The following is a 15,911-nucleotide window of genomic DNA, read 5'->3' as shown; positions in this document are numbered from 1 at the left end:
ACCCCCCGCGTCCGGTCGGCCCGCTGGGTGGGGAGGGGGCGTGACCGGGTGCCCAGGTCACGCCCCTCCTCCCCGGCCCACCGCCGGCCGCTGGGGAGACCGGCGATGGGCGATCCGCGTCAGCCGGTCCGGCCCCGCCCCGGAGCCACCCCCGTAGCTGACGGGCAGACGCTACCGAGCGGGGCGATAAGAAATCGATAAGAGCCCGTCACCGCAGGTCAGCGGGGCTCTTCCGACGGTTCGCCGAGCCGGCGTCGCAGGTCGAAGCGCTCCGGCACCCCCATCCGGTCGAAGATCGCCAAGGCCCGTCGCCGGTACCGGCGCGCCTCGTCCGGGTCGTCGGTGAGTTCGGCGAGACCCGCGAGCGCGCGACCCTGCTCGTACGGGTGGGCGATCCTGGTCGCCACCTCCAGGGCGCGACGATGGTGCCGCACCGCCTCGTCCCGGCGGGCGGCCACGACCAGGGTGAGCGCGAGATCGTTCAGGGCGGCGGCCTGGGCGTGGCGTTCCCCCGATTCCACGGCCAGGTCAAGGGCCAGCTCGTGCTGGCGTAGCGCGTCGTCCAGTCGTCCCAGGTGGCGGTAGGCGATGCCGAGGTCGTTGCGGTTCTCGGTCTCGCCGTACCGGTGGCCGGTTCGATCGTGCAACATCAGCGCGGCCCGGAGCAGCCGAAGCGCCGGCGCCCACTGACGGGCCCGAACCCGGACCGCGCCGAGATGCCCCAGCGCGTGCATGGTGTGGGAGATGTCGCCGTTCACCCGGGCCAGAAAGAGGTGCAGACGGTGGCTCTGGAGCGCCTCCTCACACCTGCCAAGGGCGGTGAGCGCCAAGCCGAGGTTGGGCAGTGCATGCGGTATTCGTACGGAAGTGGAGAACTGCGGCTCCCGCAGCACCGCCCGACCCAGTTCGACAGCCTCCTTGAGGTCTCCTCGCAGGCAGTGAACGACGGCCATGTTCGCCTGATACCGCAGCGCGGACTGGGTATCACCGAGCTTCCGGCTCAATGCCTCAGCCTTGTCGAGCAGGCGTCCCGCCTCGGCGTACTCGCTGGTCTTGAGGTATGCCGAGGCCAGGTAGTTGTTCATCATGGCCGTGGCGCGCAGGTCGCCGAGCCTCTCGGCGGACGCGAGGCCCAGTCGATGAGTGTGCTTGATGTCGTCGAAATAGCCGCGCACGTAGTAAAAGCGCCACAACGCCCGGGCCAGCCGCCATACGAACTCGTGTTGGCCGGTGACGCCCGCCAGCTCCACGAGGCCGACCAGGGTCGCCCGCTCACGTTCCAGCCAGTCTGGCCCGAGCGACCCGGCAGCAACGAGCAGGTCCGGCCGCAATGGTTCTTGGGGTGCGAGCTCCGCCCGGACGTCGTACGAGTCGAGCAGTCCCTCGTTCGCGGTAAGCACGGCATGCAGCACGAAGTCGAGCAGCCGCCGCACCGAGGTCTGTCGTTCGCTGGGGTGGGTGCGACGAGACAGTTCGGACGCGTACTGCCGCACCAGATCATGCAGCCGGTACCGGCCCCTTTCCGCCTCCTCGATGAGGTGCCGGTCCACCAGGTCGTTAACGATCCGGATCGTGCTGTCGGCGGGCAGGTCGGCCAGGGCCGTAGCCATCTCGACAGTGAAGTGGCCGGGAAGCACGCCGAGCAACCGGAACACGCTTTTCGCCGGCTCGTCCAGGGGCTCGTACGACGCCGCGAACGCCCCGGCGACTGTTCGTTCCTCCATCCCCAGCTGGTCCAGGGCCGCAGCGGCCGCCAACTGGGCGGACAGGTCCGACACACGCCAGTTCCGGCGATGGGCCAGACGCGAGCCCGCCAGTCGGATCGCCAGCGGAAGGTGACCGCATCGCCGGACCACCTCCGCCGCCGCCTCAGGCTCCGCGCCAATCCGGTCCGCGCCGGCGGTCACCGCCAGCAGCCGTACAGCCTCGTCGGGCTTCATCACCGACAGGGATTCCGGTAGACCGGTGCCCGGCAGCACGAGCCGGCGGCGTGAGGTGACCAGAACGACGGCCCCGGGAAGGAGTGGAAGCAGCGGCCGGATCTGCTCGCTGCTGGCGGCGTTGTCGAGAACGACCACCGTCCGGCGCTTGGCCAGTTCCCGCCGCCACTGCCCCACCCGTAGGTCCAGCTCGGCCGGGATGAGACCGGCTGGCACGCCGAGCTGCCGCAACAGGGTGACGAGCGCCGCCGCCGGCGCCACGGGGGCCTTCTCACCATGTCCGGAAAGGTCGATGAAGAGCTGACCATCCGGGTAATGCGCGGCAAGCTGTCGGGCGACGTGCACCGCCAGCGCAGTCTTGCCGCTGCCGGCCATCCCGTCGATGAGGAGTACGACGGCATCCGCCTGGCACTTCTGCTGTCGGGCCGCCGCCGTCAGCCGGGCCACCGCATCGGCCCGACCCACGAAGTCATTGACCGCACGGGGGAGCCAGTCGGCACCGCTGGGCGCCGTCCCCTTCCCGGCGCTCGCCGCCACCGTCGGCACCGGCATGCCAATCGTTGTTCTTCGATTGAGGATGTGCTGGTGCAGGCGCCGAAACTCCGTTCCCGGGTCGATTCCCAGGTGCTGACGCAGGCTGTCCCGGGCCGCTCGATAGGCGGCGAGCGCGGCGGCGACGTCGCCCTTCTCGTAGAGCGCCCGAACGAGCAGGAGCTGGCCCGATTCCCGTAGCGGATGTGCCCGCACATGCTGTCGCAGCAGCGGCGTCGCTTCGTCTGGCCGTCCCCGCCGGATCTGGAGGTCGGCCAACAGCTCAGTCGCGGCCAGCAGCTCCTCGTCGACCACGACCCTCCGCGCGATGGCGACGGAGCCGACCGGCAGACCGGCGAGCAGTGGGCCGCGCGAGCGCGAGAGTGCGCAGTCAAGCGAACCGATGGCTGGCTCCAGCACCCCCCGTCCAGCCAACTCCCGTGCGGTGCGGTAGTCGTCCGAAAAGCGGTGCAGGTCGATCCGGTCGGGCGGAAGGTTCAGACAGTAGCCGTCCCCCTCGCGGGTGATGAGGTGCTGTCCTGGCTCGGCCGAGTCAAGAGTCCGCCGCAGGTTGGCCGCATAGGTGCGGACGTTTGCCACAGCCGAGCGCGGCGGATGGGTCGGCCAGAGCTCATCGATCAGCGCGTCGAGCAGCACCGGTTGACCCGGCGAGATAGCGAGCATGCCCAGCACGACTCGTTGTTTGGGGGTGCCCAGAGGGATTTTCACTCCTCCAGCCACGACCTCGATCGGACCCAGAAGGCGGATCTCCGTCAACCGTCTCCTCCCTGGCTTCGGCAAGGGCGGCCCAGCTGGCTTTTAATTTCCTCACGTCGCTGGCGCACCTGCATCACCGGCCCTTTCGAGGGCCGCGACTCGTCAACGAATTGATTCGGGGTGACCACTGATCGACGCATCCATCCGGTATGACCGTTACACCCGGTGTGGTCGGTCGTCCGAGCACACCGAGGACGGTCCCGCCACCGCTCGTGTCGCGCGTGGTCGCTGGCGTCCCGGGCGCTGGTCGGATGCACCGATACCCCAAGACCGGCCCCGGGTCCGGGGCCGAATCTTCGTGAGCGCAGCAACTCGGGTCGACCAGCATCAGGCAATCACCCGGTGAAGCTTAGCGATCACTGAAGGATTCCACCGCCCAGGTAAGTCCCAACGCAAGCCCAAAGCCACACCCATTGGGCAATTGCCATGCTTCCGCTATTTGCTCGGCGCAACGCAAGTGTCGCCTGAAGCAGGGATGAGTTCACTCAAGAGAACCGCGAGACTGTAGGCAGGCGTGGGGGGTGACAACGAAACGAAGCTGATCAGACACGGAAAGAGAAGACGTCGACGCGCTCCGCACACACCAGAGAACAGGAAGTCATAAACACCTCCACTATTAGCTAATGTTGAATATAGTAACATATATGCCTGCCAAACACATCGATCCTGACTTAGGCTGCCATTAATCAACGAACCGACGGTTAGTGGAACGCCGTCAAGCTTCGGTGCGAAGGGGGCAGGGCGATGCGCGGCAACGAGTGGCACTGACCGAAGCTTCATCCCGATACCTGTGAGGGGTAGGCTGTCGAGCGTCGACAATGCTGGTTGATGCCGGCTTAGGCTTCAGCCGTTCAGCCATTGGAGCTGGATGAGCCAGACCGACGGACGACATGTTGAGACCGATCGACGCTTGGCGGCGCTCGTCGGTCTCACCGTCGTTCTCGCTTCTCTGACGACGGTCGCCGCGCTTCTGTCGTTTCCGCGCGTCGCGCCTGGGTCCGCTCGAGACGTCGTCACACTGCTCACGCTCACCCTGGCGACCGTGGGCGGGGTGGTCATCAAGACCCCCATTCGAATCCGCTCCACGACGCACTCCACCACGTGGGCTGAAGCCGCGATCTTGATCGGCTTAGCGCTCGCACCCTGGCAATGGGTCATCCTGAGCACTTGCGTAGGAGTGACCGTCGCCTCGGCGACACTCCGTCTGACGAAGATCAAGACAGCGTTCAGCGTAGGCAAGAACGTCCTGGTCGCGGCAGCTGCCGCAACGACGGCCACCCAGCTGAGCTGGCACTGGTCATCAGCTTCGGTCGGTAAGCTCGTCGGAACGCTGGGCGTCATCTACCTGGTCGCCGCACTGCTCGACGAGTTGCTCACCATGCCCGTCATCGCCCTGGCATCCGGTACCCGCGTCGTTCATCTGTTTCGAAGCAACATGGATCTGCGGATCGCAGGTTTCGCGGTCCGTTTCGTCGCAACCGCCTGCACTTTGCTCATCCTCCGGGTGGACCCCCGGTTGCTGCTCGCAGTGCCGGCGCTTGTACTCAGCCTGCACCTGGCCTACTCCACCCGGATCCGCACCCGCACCGAACAGCAGGCCTGGCAACGCCTCGCCCGCGCCACCGACGCGCTCAACGTGGTCGACCTGGACCGGGTCCTCACCACCGCCGTCACCCAGGCCGCCGCGCTCTTCTCCGCCGACGAGGTCGAGATCGAGCTGCGCCGGGACGGGCGGGTGGTCCGCGGCACCGCCGACGCGCTCAGCTACGACGGGACCGCCGAGCAGCCCAGCGACGTCGACGGGATGGTCATCCCGGCCGCGCTGGAGGGGCATGACGGCACCGCCGACGTCGGGGTCCTGCGCCTGCGGTTCCGCGGGCCCGTCGAACTCTCCGAACGGGAGCGGTACACCCTGCGTACGTTCACCTCGGCGCTGTGCACCGCGGTCCGCAACGCCCAGGCGTACGCCGAGCTGGCCCGGGCCGCCGAGGAGCACGCGTACGCCGCCACCCACGACGCGCTGACCGGCTTGTCCAACCGGCGGCACCTGCTGGAGGAGGGCACCGAGCAGCTCGGCGAGCGGCACGCCGAGGGGGTGACCGCCCTGGTGCTGATCGACCTCAACCATTTCAAGGAGGTCAACGACACCCTGGGCCACTCCGCCGGCGACCAGGTGCTGACGCAGGTCGCCGACCGGTTGCGGGCCGCCACCCGCCCCGAGGACCTGGTCGCCCGGCTGGGCGGCGACGAGTTCGCCGTACTCCTGCGCGGGCTGTCCGCGCCCGCGGTGGCCGCCCACCGGGCCGAGGCCCTGCTCGCGGTCCTGCACGAGCCCCTCGACCTGGACGGCATGCGGATCAACGTCGAGGCCAGCGGCGGCATCGCCGTCGCCCCGGCCAGCGGCGGCATGCCCGAGCTGCTGCGCCGCGCCGACGTGGCGATGTACCAGGCCAAACGTGCCGGCCAGCGGATCGCCACGTACGCCCCCACCCGGGACACCGCCGACCTGGGCCGGCTCACGCTCGGCGGGGAACTGTCCCGGGCGGTGGCCGACCACGAGTTCACCGTCAACTTCCAGCCGATCGTCGACCTCGGCACCGGGGAAGCCACCGGCGCCGAGGCGCTGGCCCGCTGGCACCACCCCACCCACGGGCTGATCGACCCACTGCGGTTCCTGGAGGCGGTGGAACGCTCCGGCCTGCTGCCGGCCTTCGCCGAGGCGATCCTCGACCAGGCCCTCCTCGCCGCCCGCAGCTGGCGCGACGCCGGCTTCGACCTGCCGGTGTCGGTGAACGTGTCGCCGCGCAGCCTGCTCGACGCCCGGTTCCCCGGCTCGGTACTGGCCCGGCTGCGGGCCCACGACCTGCCGCCGGACCGGCTGGTGCTGGAACTGACCGAGACGCTGACGCTCAGCCAGCTCGACGTCGTCGACCGGGTGCTCAGCCGGCTCCGCGACGCCGGCGTCCGGCTGGCCCTGGACGACTTCGGCACCGGCTACTCGTCGCTGTCCCTGCTGTCCCGCATCCCCGTACACGAGCTGAAGATCGACCGCAGCTTCGTGGCCGCCATGGAGACCTCCGCCGAGGCCGCCGCCGTGATCCGCTCCACCCTGGACCTTGGCCGCAGCCTCGACCTGGACGTCGTCGCCGAAGGGGTGGAGAACGAACCGCAACGGCGGGCGCTCTGGGAACTCGGCTGCACCGCCGGCCAGGGCCACCTGTTCGCCCGGCCGCTCCCCGCCGGCGCGCTGCTCGCCACGCTGCGCCGGGGCTCCGGCGGGCGCCCCGGCGTGCTGGCTCCGCCGCTGCACGACGCCGGCGCGGTGATCCGCCTGCCCGGGCGGCGTCCCGGCGGCCGCAGCCGCGCCGCCGGCGGCTCCCAGCTGCCGGTCTGACCCGCCCGCCGCCCGGACACCGGATGAGGCCGCCGCGCCAGGTCCGGGCGCCGGAGAGCCATCGGCCCGGTACGCGCCGTCTGCCAGACTGGCCGGCGTGACCGTCGCCCCCGACCAGGCCGCCGGCCGGCTCGACCGCTGGCCCCGGCTGGACGCCACGGCCGGCGGGCTCGCCCTCGACCTCGCCCTCTACGCCACCTCCGCCGCCTTCGCCGCGCTCACCGCCGCCACCTCCACCCTTCCCCCGCACCGGGCGTGGGGGGCCGTCGCCGGCGCCGGCTACCTGGCCGTTGCGCTCGCCGCCGCCGGTCAACTGCTCGCCCGCCGGGCGCGACCCGACACCCCGCTCGCCGGGCGTTGGGCCCGCTGGGCGGTCACCGCTGCCGCCTGGACGGCCACCACCCTGCTGCCCCTGCTCGCGCAGAGCATCCAGCGCGCCGCCGGACGCACCGACCGGGCCCAGGAAGAGGTGATCGTCGTCGAACAGGCCGGCCACCGGCTCACCGACCACGGCACGCCGTACCTCGGCCACGACGCCATCGCCGCCCTGCCACCCGACGAACGGCTCCTCGGCTACACCCCGTACCAGCCGGGAATGGCGCTGTTCGGGCTGCCCCGGGCCGCCGCCGACGCCTGGTGGACCGACGCCCGGATCTGGTTCGCGCTGGCCACCGCGCTGGCGCTCGCGCTCGCCGTGACCACCCTGCGCCGCGCCGGCCGCCCCGCCGACCGGCCCGGTGGCGACCTGCTGCTGCGCGGCGTGCAGGCCGCCACCGTACTGCCCGTCTGCGCGCTCACCCTCGCCACCGGCGGCGACGACCTGCCCGTACTCGCCCTCTGCCTGCTCGCGCTGGCGTACGCCGCCACCGGCCGGCCCGGCGCGGCCGGCGTGGCGGTCGGCGCCGCCGGCGCGCTGAAACTCCTCGCCTGGCCCATCGCCCTGGTCCTGCTCTGCTGGGCCGCCACCCGCCGCCGCGCCGCCCGGTTCACCGCCGGCGCCCTCGGCCTCCCGGCGCTCGCCCTGCTCCCCGCCCTGCTGGCCGACCGGGACGCGCTGGTGGAGAACGTGCTGCGCTTCCCGCTCGGCCACGGCCTGGTCACCAGCCCGGCCGCGTCCCCCCTCCCCGGCCACCTGATCGCCACCGCGCTGCCCGCCGGCCGGCTGCTCGCCACCGCGCTGCTGGTCGCCGCCGGAACGGCCATCGCCGTCCGGCTCGTCCGCCGCCCGCCCCGCACGGCCACCGCCGCCGCGCTCGTCTGCGGGTACGGGCTGCTCGCCGCCATCCTGCTGATGCCCGCCACCCGCTTCGGCTACCTGCTCTACCCGCTCGCCCTGCTGGCCTGGGCTCCCGCGCTACGCCGGGAACCGGCCGATCCGCGTCCGGTTCGCCCGACTTTCGAGCGGGAACCGTCCACAGGGCGTAGACCTGAGGACATGAGCAGCTACCACGATCGCGAGGACGCCGGCCGCCAGCTCGCCGACCGGCTCACCGACCTGACCGGGCAGCCCGGCGTCATCGTGCTCGGCCTCGTCCGCGGCGGCGTACCGGTGGCCCGGGTGGTGGCCGACCGGCTCGACGCACCGCTGGACGTCCTGGTGGTCCGCAAGCTCGGCATGCCGTGGGCCCCCGAGGTGGCCTTCGGCGCGCTCGGCCCCGGCGGCGTACGCGTGCTCAACGACCAGGTCGCGGCCCGGCTCGGTGCCGAAGAGGTGGCCGAGGTCCAGCGCCGCGAACAGGCCGAACTGGACCGCCGCGAGGCCCGCTACCGGGACGGCCGACCACCGCTGGACCTCACCGGCCGGACCGCGGTGATCGTCGACGACGGGCTGGCCACCGGCGCCACCGCCCGCGCCGCCGTCCAGGTGGCCCGCCACCTCGGCGCCCGCCGGGTCGTGGTCGCGGTGCCGGTCGGCGCGCAGGAGGCGTACGAGATGCTCTCCGCCGAGGCCGACCTGGTGGTCTGCCTGCAGCGGCCACCCGAGTTCGGTGCGGTCAGCGCCTACTACGACGACTTCCACGAGGTCTCCGACGACGAGGTGACCGAGGCGCTGTCGGCAATCGGGTGACCTGACCGGGTACCGTCGGATGATGCAGCTCACCTGTCCCAAGTGTCACGGAGACATGCGCCAGTACGAGCGCAGCGGAGTCGTCATCGACCAGTGCGCCGAATGCCGGGGGATCTTCCTCGACCGCGGCGAACTCGAGAAACTTTTCGAGGCGGAGGCCAACTGGAGCCAGCAGCAGGCCGGCCCCACACCGCAGGCCCCCGCCCAGGGTGGTTACCCCCCGCCCCCGCCGCCACCCGCCCGCCAGCCGGGTTACGGCGCGGTGCCGCCACCACCGCCGCCCCCCGGCCCCGGCTACCCGCCGCAGCCCGCGTACGGCCACGGACAGCAGCAGCACTACGGCTACCACGGCCACTACCGGCGTAAGAAGCGCAAGGGGTTCCTCGACGAGATGTTCGGCTGACCGCTGATCGGGGGCCGGCCCACCCGGCCCCCGGTCCGCCCTGCCGATCCCCACCCGCCGTGGCAGGCTGCACCCCATGACGCCGCACGGGCAGCACATCGCGCTGGCACAGGCCTACGACGGGATCATCCGGGTCGTCACCGACCTCGACGACACCGACCTGCAACGGCCGACCCGCTGCCGCGGCTGGGTCGTCGCCGACCTGCTCTTCCACCTGCTCTGCGACGCGCAGCGCGCGCTGGTCACCCTCGCCAGCCCCGCCGACGGGCCCCCCGACACCGACGACGTCAGCTACTGGCGGTCCTTCCCGCCCGGCGACGACCGCGACGCCCGGCACGCCTGGTGGGCCCGGCGCTCCGCCGCCGCCTTCGACCGGCCCGGCGAGATCGTCACAACCTGGCGCGACACCGCCCCCGCGGCGGTCCGGGCCGCCGGCGCCGCCGTGCGGGAACGCCCCGACGGCTGCGTCACCACCCAGGGGCACGTGCTCCGGACACCCGACTTCCTGGCGACCCTGACCACCGAGGCGGTCGTACACCACCTCGACCTGACCGTCGACCTGCCGGACGCGCCGGCGCCCGGCGGGCTCGCCACGGCCGTCGCGGTGGCCACCATGGACGGGCTGCTCAGCGACGACGCGGTCCGGCCGGCGGGGTGGGACGACGCGGAGTACCTGCGCAAGGCGACCGGCCGGGAGCCGTTGGCCGAACGGGACCGGATGGAGCTGGGCGAGGCGGCGGGGTGGTTCCCGCTGCTCGGCTGAGCCGCTGTTCGCTCGCCTGCGGGCCTCAGCGCGGAGCTTGGCCGGGCGAGATCAACGCGGCCCGCGTTCGAGCAGTCGCGGCCGTCCGAAAAGCCGGAACTGGGGTCCAACGGCCCGCCCGGCCTTTTCGCGTAGGCCCCGATGGAGCCGTCGCCGTCCACGAACCCACGCCAGAAGTCACGGGAGGACTCAATTGACCATTCACCAGGCCCCTGTAACGGCCGAACTCCAGCAGTCGGTTGGCGAGTTGCAGCGATCGCACCGAGAACTGACAGGATCCGAGCCTGGGGTTCGGGGCCGAGATGCTGTTGGTTGATCCCAAGAAGTCCGCAGCGCCACCAGGTGGTCGGGATCACACGCGGCCAGCCCCACGAGTGCAGATGACCCGAGCGGAACGTCACCGACCCGTCGGCGAAGAGGAACCCTGCCCAGTAGCAGGACTCCGGAGTCAGGTCATCGAAGGCGTCGTGCCGTAGGGTGCGCACCCGCAGCGGCCCCCACGACGGAGCAGCAGGCCCCGGACCGCTGGTTCCGAAATGCCGACCTCCCGGGCGATCTGTGCGAGCGAACTGCCTGCCCGGTACCGCTGGACGACCACCTGGCGCTGAAGGTCGGTGAGCCTTCCGTTTCCCTAGGTGGTATGCCGCGGCGGCGCAGCAATCCGCACACCGCCTGCCGGGTGACCCCGTATTTCTCGGCGATCCGGGTCATGCTCTCGCCTCGGCCGGCACGATTGATGACGTCTGCTGTCTGCGCCTCGGAGAGAGCATAGCTTCCTTTGTCAGACAATTGCCATGTCGACGAACCGGGAAAGGTGAAGCTGCGCGGCCACCGTTATGGAATCGGTCGGACCATTTCTGTGCTTGGCTATAATGAAATCCGCCTCTCCGGCCCGCGGCGATTCTTTGTCGTAATAGTCGTCGCGATGAAGAAGGATGACAACGTCGGCATCCTGCTCGATTGATCCCGATTCACGCAGATCGGACAACTGGGGTCGCTTGTCCGTACGCTGCTCTGGACCACGGTTCAGCTGGCTCACCGCGATCACCGGGCACTCGACCTCCTTGGCCAGCAACTTCAGGCCACGGGACAGGTCCGCGACCTCCTGCTGCCGGCTCTCGGTGCGCTTCGGCGAGGTCATCAGCTGGAGATAGTCGACCACGATCATCTTGAGGTCGTGCTTCTGCTTGAGCCGCCGCGCCTTGGCCCGGATCTCCATCAGGTTCATGCTCGGCGTGTCGTCGACGAAGAGCGGCGCCTCGCTGATCTCGCCCATGCAGCGGGCCAGCTTGGTCCAGTCGTCGTCGGAGAGCTGACCGCTGCGCAGCACGTGCAGCGGCACCCGGGCCTCGGCCGAGAGCAGCCGCATGACGATCTCGACCTTGCTCATTTCCAGCGAGAAGATCGCCGCCGCCTGATTGGCCCTGATAGCCGCATTTCGGGCAAAATCCATACTTGCCGTTGATTTGCCCAATCCTGGCCTTCCGGCCACGATGATAAGTTGCCCAGGGTGCAGGCCGTTGAGCAGCCGGTCCAGGTCCGTGAAGCCGGTCGGCACGCCGGTCATCACGCCGCCCTGCGCGCCAACCGCCTCGATCTCGTCGAGGGTGGGCTGGAGCATGTCGGCGAGGACGGCGAAATCCTCGCTGACCCGCTTCTCGGTGACCTCGTAGACCGCCTGCTGGGCCAGGTCGACGACGTCGTCGACGTCCCGGCTGCCACCGGCCGCGGTGCCGTAGCCGAGCTGGACGATCCGGGTGCCGGCCTCGACCAGCCGGCGCAACACGGCCCGCTCGCTGACGATCCGGGCGTAGTAGGCGGCGTTCGCCGCGGTCGGCACGGCGGACATGCAGGTGTGCAGGTAGGGCGCGCCGCCGATCCGGGCGAGGTCACCGGCGTCGGCGAGGGCCGCGGCCACGGTGATGGCGTCGGCCGGCTCGCCCCGCCCGTAGATGTCGAGGATCGTGTCGAAGATGGTGGCGTGCGCGGGCCGGTAGAAGTCGTTGGTCTTGAGGATCTCGACGACGTCGGCGATGGCGTCCTTGGAGAGGAGCATGCCGCCGAGGACGCACTGCTCGGCGGCGACGTCCTGGGGTGGGGTCTTCTCGAACTGGCCGTCGCGCTGGTCGAACTGCCCGTCGCGGGGTGCGGGCGGTTGTCCGCCGCCGCGGGGCTCCGCCCGTACGTCATCGGTGACCGACACGGATCCCCCTCCACTGCGCCAGGTCGACTACCAGCTCTACCGGCGGGGTGCGACAACTTCCGATCGGACCGGTGCGGTCGATCGGGGGGCATCGCGCGACCGGTCGGTGCCTCACGATACGGAACCCGAGGTCAGCCCCTCAACAACGCCGGTGGACGAGCCTCGGGACAACCTGTGGACGCCGGTGCACAAGGGTGTGCGCAGCGTGTGCACAGCCTGTGGAAAACGGATGGGGAATTCCGACCGGCACCTCTGTGACCTGCTGGAACGTGATCCCCACCCTGTGGATGAGAATTTTCCGGTGAGGCTTTCCGGTCCGTTTTCCCGTACCATCTCCGGCGAACGGCTACACCTGGACAGCGGATTGCACTTTCGGTTGAGAAAGGTCACGCTCCGGCCGTGAGTTACCGGGACTGGGAGCGCGGGGAGGGCAGCCCGCGGGAGCGTCAGCCGATCGGCGGCTGGGTCGACGCTCGCGAGACGCTCCCGACCGATCCGTACTCATCGGAGCCGGCGGGTGACCCTCCGCGAGGCCGGCGCCGGGCCGTCGAGCGCGACCATGGGCCAGTGGACGCCTACCTTCCCCGGTGGGCGGTGGAGTCGGGGGTCACCCACGCGGACGGGCGGGGGCGGCACGCCGCGCCGGACGACGACGATGGGGCGGCCCCCGCGTCCGGATCGGGCTGGCGGAGCGGGCGCGCCGATCGGGGCGGTGTCGGGGTGCCGGCGATCGGTGCCGGCCCGGAGTCGGAGCACACCAGCGAGTGGACCTTCGACCGCCCACAGGAGCAGGGGTACGTCGGGAGCCGGCGGGCCGATCAGGGCGACGGCGAGCCGGTGTCCGGGGCGATGCCGACGGCCCGGCCGCGCCGGTCGTCCACCCGTCGGCCGCAGGTGACCTGGTCGGGGGGCGACGAGCCGGACGCCGGGGCGGAGCCGGGGCGTCGGACCCGGCGGGGCCGGCGGGCGCTGGAGGCCGGGCCGGCGGTGGATCCGTGGAGCCGTTCGGCGGAGCCGGAGCCGGCGCAGCCGCCCGCGGTCGACCCGTGGAGCCGTTCGGCCGAGGCGGAGCCGGAGCAGCCGCCCGCGGTGGACCCGTGGGACGCGTCCGGGGTGCGCGCGTGGCAGGGCTCCGGTGGGGACCGGTGGGATCGGTCCGGGGCGGCCGGGCGCTGGGACCAGGGCGACAGCACCGGGCAGTGGGACAAGTTCACCGACACCGCCGAGTGGGACGGGGCGGGCCGGTGGGACCGGCCCGGTGGCCGGGGGCGGGCCGGGGAGACCGGTTGGGACGGCGCGGGCGCGGACCGGTGGGACGCGGCGGCGGCCGAGGGCCCGGACCGGGCCCAGGCGGCACGGTGGGGCGGGACGGCGCGGGCGGAGCCGGTGGAGCCGACCACCGGCTGGCCCTGGCGGGAGCAGGCGGAGAGGTTCTGGTCGGGTACCCGGCTGGCCGGTGACGATCCGCGGTGGGTGGATGCGCCGCCGTCGGCGCCGCGTTCGCCGGCGGTGGCCTACTCGGCGGCGCGTCCCCGGGTCGCGCCGCGCCGGTCGGCAATGGACCGCGCGGGCGGGTCGGTGGATTCGGGGTCGTGGCGGCAGCGCATCGATTCGGTGGGCGGCGGGGTGTGGGGGCGCCGGCTGGAGGACGACCTGCTGGACCCGGATCCGGGGGGTCCGCTGCGTCCGCTGGTCTACACGGCGGCCTGTTATCTGGTGCCGGCGGTGCTGGTCTTCCTGTGGTTGCTGACCTTGGACGGGCAGGCGCCGGCGGGTTGCGTGACGGACATCAGCGGCGGTGGTTGCGATTCGCCGCGGGCGCACGCCGTCGGTTCGCTGATCGCGGGCGCTCCGCGGTTCGGGTTGGCGCTGCTGGGCAGCCTGGTGGTGGCGGTGGTGCTGCGGCGGGTCGGTACGACGTGGCGGTCCACCACGGTGGCGTTGGCGGCGGCGGTGGTCGGGGGTGGGCTTTCCACGGTGCTGATCAGCGCGGTGACCGGGCAGCCGATCGGCTGACGCGCCCCGGCGGAACGCGAAAGGGCCCGCACCGGATGCCGGTGCGGGCCCTTTCGGTGCTGCGGAGTGGGTGTCAGCCCTGGACGACGTTGAGGTCGAACTTGGCGGTCACCTCGGGGTGCAGCTTGATGCGGACCGGGTAGGTGCCGGTCGACTTGATGTGACCGGGCGTCTCCAGTCGGCGGCGGTCGAGGGTCGGGCCGCCGGCGGTCTTGACGGCGTCGACGATCTCGGCCGGGGTGACCGAGCCGAAGAGCCGGCCACCGTCGCCGGCGCGGGCCTTCAGGCTGACCTTGAGGCCCTCGAGCTGCGCCTTGACCTCGTTGGCGTGGTCCAGGTCGCGGATCTCCCGGGCCCCGCGGGCCCGCTTGATCAGGGTGACCTGCTTCTCCGCGCCCTTGGTCCAGGCGATGGCGAAGCCCTGCGGCAGCAGGTAGTTACGGCCGTAGCCGTCCTTCACCTCGATGATGTCGCCCGGCGTGCCGAGGCCGGACACCTCCTGAGTCAGGATGATCTTCATGTCGGTGCCCCCTCTCAGCGAGCCGTGGCGGTGTACGGCAGGAGCGCCATCTCACGGGCGTTCTTGACCGCACGGGCGATCTGCCGCTGCTGCTGCGAGGTCACGCCGGTCACCCGCCGAGCGCGGATCTTGCCGCGGTCGGAGATGAACTTGCGCAGCAGCGCGGTGTCCTTGTAATCGATATAGGTGATCCCGTCCTTGTCGAGCGGGTTCACCTTCTTCTTCGGCTTGCGAAGTGCCGCAGCCTTGGCCATTGACCTTGCTCCTGGTTTGCGATCGCGGGCGCTCGGCGCCATTAGAACGGAGGCTCCTCATCGAAGTTGCCGCCCGAACCGGAGCGGGAGGGACTGGGTGCGGCCGAGGCCCAGGGGTCGTCGAAGTTGCCTCCGCCGCCGCCCTGGTTGCCACCACCACCGGAGCCGAAGCCGCCGCCACCACCGCCGGAGCGAGACATCTTCTGCACCTTCGCCGTGGCGTAGCGCAGCGACGGGCCGATCTCGTCGACCTCGAGCTCGATGACGGTGCGCTTCTCACCCTCGCGGGTCTCGTACGACCGCTGGCGCAGCCGACCCGAGACGATCACGCGGGCGCCTCGTTGCAGCGACTCGGCGACGTGTTCCGCCGCCTGCCGCCACACCGTGCACGCCAGGAAGAGTGGCTCGCCGTCCTTCCACTCGCCGGAGGCCTTGTCCATGAACCGGGGCGTCGAAGCGACCCGGAACTTGGCGACCGCCGCGCCGGACGGGGTGAACCGCAATTCGGGGTCATCGGTCAGATTGCCGATGACCGTGATGGTGGTGTCTCCTGCCATGACCATCTCCTCGCGCACTCATCAGATCTGTCCCAGGCTCTCAGAGCCGTACGACAGAGCCGATGAGGCAGATCCGGGCGAACTGGGGTGGAATGCTTAGCGCATCTCCGGCCGGATGACCTTGGTGCGCAGCACGGACTCGTTGAGTCGCAGCTGACGGTCCAGCTCGGCCACGGCCTCCGGCGTCGCCTGGAGGTCGACGACGGCGTAGATGCCCTCGGCCTTCTTGTTGATCTCGTACGCGAGGCGCCGGCGGCCCCACACGTCCGTCTTCTCCACCGAGCCACCCGCGGTCCGGATCACGTTCAGGTACGTGTCGAGCGACGGGGCGACGGTGCGCTCCTCGAGGCTGGGGTCGAGGATCACCATGACTTCGTAATGACGCAAGACGTGCTCACCTCCTGTGGGCTATGCGGCCACGGTCCTTCCGTGGCAGGAGGTCGTGCGTCGTGCCCGCTCGCACCGGGTCGGCCCCGGCCGGGCGC

The 15,911-nt window shown here is 71.1% G+C and carries 11 protein-coding genes and 2 pseudogenes; 6 read left to right on the top strand and 7 right to left on the bottom strand.

Going from position 1 to position 15,911, the window contains the following annotated elements; genetic code table 11:
* Positions 1 to 218 precede the first annotated feature (218 nt).
* Entirely contained in the window at positions 219 to 3,248 is a 3,030-nt protein-coding gene (locus tag AB0H57_RS06965) for a BTAD domain-containing putative transcriptional regulator (RefSeq protein WP_357503508.1), read from the bottom strand.
* Positions 3,249 to 4,116: 868 nt separating this feature from the next.
* On the opposite strand from AB0H57_RS06965, the gene AB0H57_RS06960 reads away from it, so the two are divergent.
* The 5 genes and pseudogenes from AB0H57_RS06960 to AB0H57_RS06940 all read left to right on the top strand — a co-directional run bounded on the left by AB0H57_RS06960 (position 4,117) and on the right by AB0H57_RS06940 (position 9,876).
* Complete coding sequence (locus AB0H57_RS06960; RefSeq protein WP_357503506.1) at positions 4,117 to 6,642, top strand: bifunctional diguanylate cyclase/phosphodiesterase; 2,526 nt, start codon at positions 4,117 to 4,119, stop codon at positions 6,640 to 6,642.
* 148 nt (positions 6,643 to 6,790) lie between these two features.
* Positions 6,791 to 8,005, top strand: a pseudogene (locus tag AB0H57_RS06955) (glycosyltransferase 87 family protein); the annotation flags it as partial.
* A 72-nt stretch (positions 8,006 to 8,077) separates the two neighbouring features.
* Positions 8,078 to 8,710, top strand: coding sequence for a phosphoribosyltransferase family protein (locus tag AB0H57_RS06950; protein WP_357503717.1), 633 nt, complete (start codon positions 8,078 to 8,080; stop codon positions 8,708 to 8,710).
* Positions 8,711 to 8,729: 19 nt separating this feature from the next.
* The gene (locus AB0H57_RS06945) at positions 8,730 to 9,113 is read left to right on the top strand and encodes a zf-TFIIB domain-containing protein (RefSeq protein WP_357503504.1); all 384 of its coding nucleotides are present in this window, start codon (positions 8,730 to 8,732) and stop codon (positions 9,111 to 9,113) included.
* 76 nt (positions 9,114 to 9,189) lie between these two features.
* Positions 9,190 to 9,876 carry a maleylpyruvate isomerase N-terminal domain-containing protein gene (locus AB0H57_RS06940; protein ID WP_357503502.1) on the top strand — a complete coding sequence of 229 codons (687 nt, stop codon included), beginning with the start codon at positions 9,190 to 9,192 and terminating at the stop codon, positions 9,874 to 9,876.
* 448 nt (positions 9,877 to 10,324) lie between these two features.
* On the opposite strand, the pseudogene AB0H57_RS06935 reads toward AB0H57_RS06940, so the two are convergent.
* Positions 10,325 to 10,489: pseudogene (locus AB0H57_RS06935) on the bottom strand (sigma factor-like helix-turn-helix DNA-binding protein); the annotation flags it as partial.
* A 168-nt stretch (positions 10,490 to 10,657) separates the two neighbouring features.
* Positions 10,658 to 12,079 (bottom strand): replicative DNA helicase, encoded by a 1,422-nt coding sequence (gene dnaB, locus AB0H57_RS06930; RefSeq protein ID WP_357503500.1) that lies wholly within the window; start codon positions 12,077 to 12,079, stop codon positions 10,658 to 10,660.
* Positions 12,080 to 12,646: 567 nt separating this feature from the next.
* Between dnaB and AB0H57_RS06925 the strand changes: the two genes are divergently transcribed.
* Positions 12,647 to 14,095: a hypothetical protein gene (locus AB0H57_RS06925; RefSeq protein WP_357503498.1), complete on the top strand. Its 1,449-nt coding sequence runs from the start codon at positions 12,647 to 12,649 to the stop codon at positions 14,093 to 14,095.
* A gap of 73 nt (positions 14,096 to 14,168) precedes the next feature.
* Here AB0H57_RS06925 and rplI read toward each other — a convergent pair whose 3' ends face one another.
* The 4 genes from rplI to rpsF all read right to left on the bottom strand — a co-directional run bounded on the left by rplI (position 14,169) and on the right by rpsF (position 15,813).
* On the bottom strand, positions 14,169 to 14,615 hold the full coding sequence (rplI, locus tag AB0H57_RS06920) for a 50S ribosomal protein L9 (RefSeq protein ID WP_357503496.1): 447 nt from the start codon (positions 14,613 to 14,615) through the stop codon (positions 14,169 to 14,171).
* Between the two features lie 14 nt (positions 14,616 to 14,629).
* On the bottom strand, positions 14,630 to 14,869 hold the full coding sequence (gene rpsR / locus AB0H57_RS06915) for a 30S ribosomal protein S18 (RefSeq protein WP_007073789.1): 240 nt from the start codon (positions 14,867 to 14,869) through the stop codon (positions 14,630 to 14,632).
* Positions 14,870 to 14,910: 41 nt separating this feature from the next.
* Positions 14,911 to 15,444 (bottom strand): single-stranded DNA-binding protein, encoded by a 534-nt coding sequence (locus tag AB0H57_RS06910; protein WP_222955893.1) that lies wholly within the window; start codon positions 15,442 to 15,444, stop codon positions 14,911 to 14,913.
* 78 nt (positions 15,445 to 15,522) lie between these two features.
* Positions 15,523 to 15,813, bottom strand: coding sequence for a 30S ribosomal protein S6 (gene rpsF / locus AB0H57_RS06905; protein ID WP_088643630.1), 291 nt, complete (start codon positions 15,811 to 15,813; stop codon positions 15,523 to 15,525).
* Positions 15,814 to 15,911 lie beyond the last annotated feature (98 nt).

It is taken from the genome of Micromonospora sp. NPDC050686 (genome assembly GCF_040654475.1).
Lineage (GTDB): Bacteria > Actinomycetota > Actinomycetes > Mycobacteriales > Micromonosporaceae > Micromonospora.
Note: the sequence above shows the minus strand (reverse complement) of the source record. Positions and strands in the feature narration are given on the sequence as shown.

What these genes read in the sequence shown, in the direction of transcription:
- AB0H57_RS06960 (WP_357503506.1), top strand. Translation starts at nt 4,117, where the DNA reads ATGAGCCAGACCGACGGACGACATGTTGAGACCGATCGACGCTTGGCG.
- AB0H57_RS06950 (WP_357503717.1), top strand. Translation starts at nt 8,078, where the DNA reads ATGAGCAGCTACCACGATCGCGAGGACGCCGGCCGCCAGCTCGCCGAC.
- AB0H57_RS06945 (WP_357503504.1), top strand. Translation starts at nt 8,730, where the DNA reads ATGATGCAGCTCACCTGTCCCAAGTGTCACGGAGACATGCGCCAGTAC.
- AB0H57_RS06940 (WP_357503502.1), top strand. Translation starts at nt 9,190, where the DNA reads ATGACGCCGCACGGGCAGCACATCGCGCTGGCACAGGCCTACGACGGG.
- rplI (WP_357503496.1), bottom strand. Translation starts at nt 14,615, where the DNA reads ATGAAGATCATCCTGACTCAGGAGGTGTCCGGCCTCGGCACGCCGGGC.
- rpsR (WP_007073789.1), bottom strand. Translation starts at nt 14,869, where the DNA reads ATGGCCAAGGCTGCGGCACTTCGCAAGCCGAAGAAGAAGGTGAACCCG.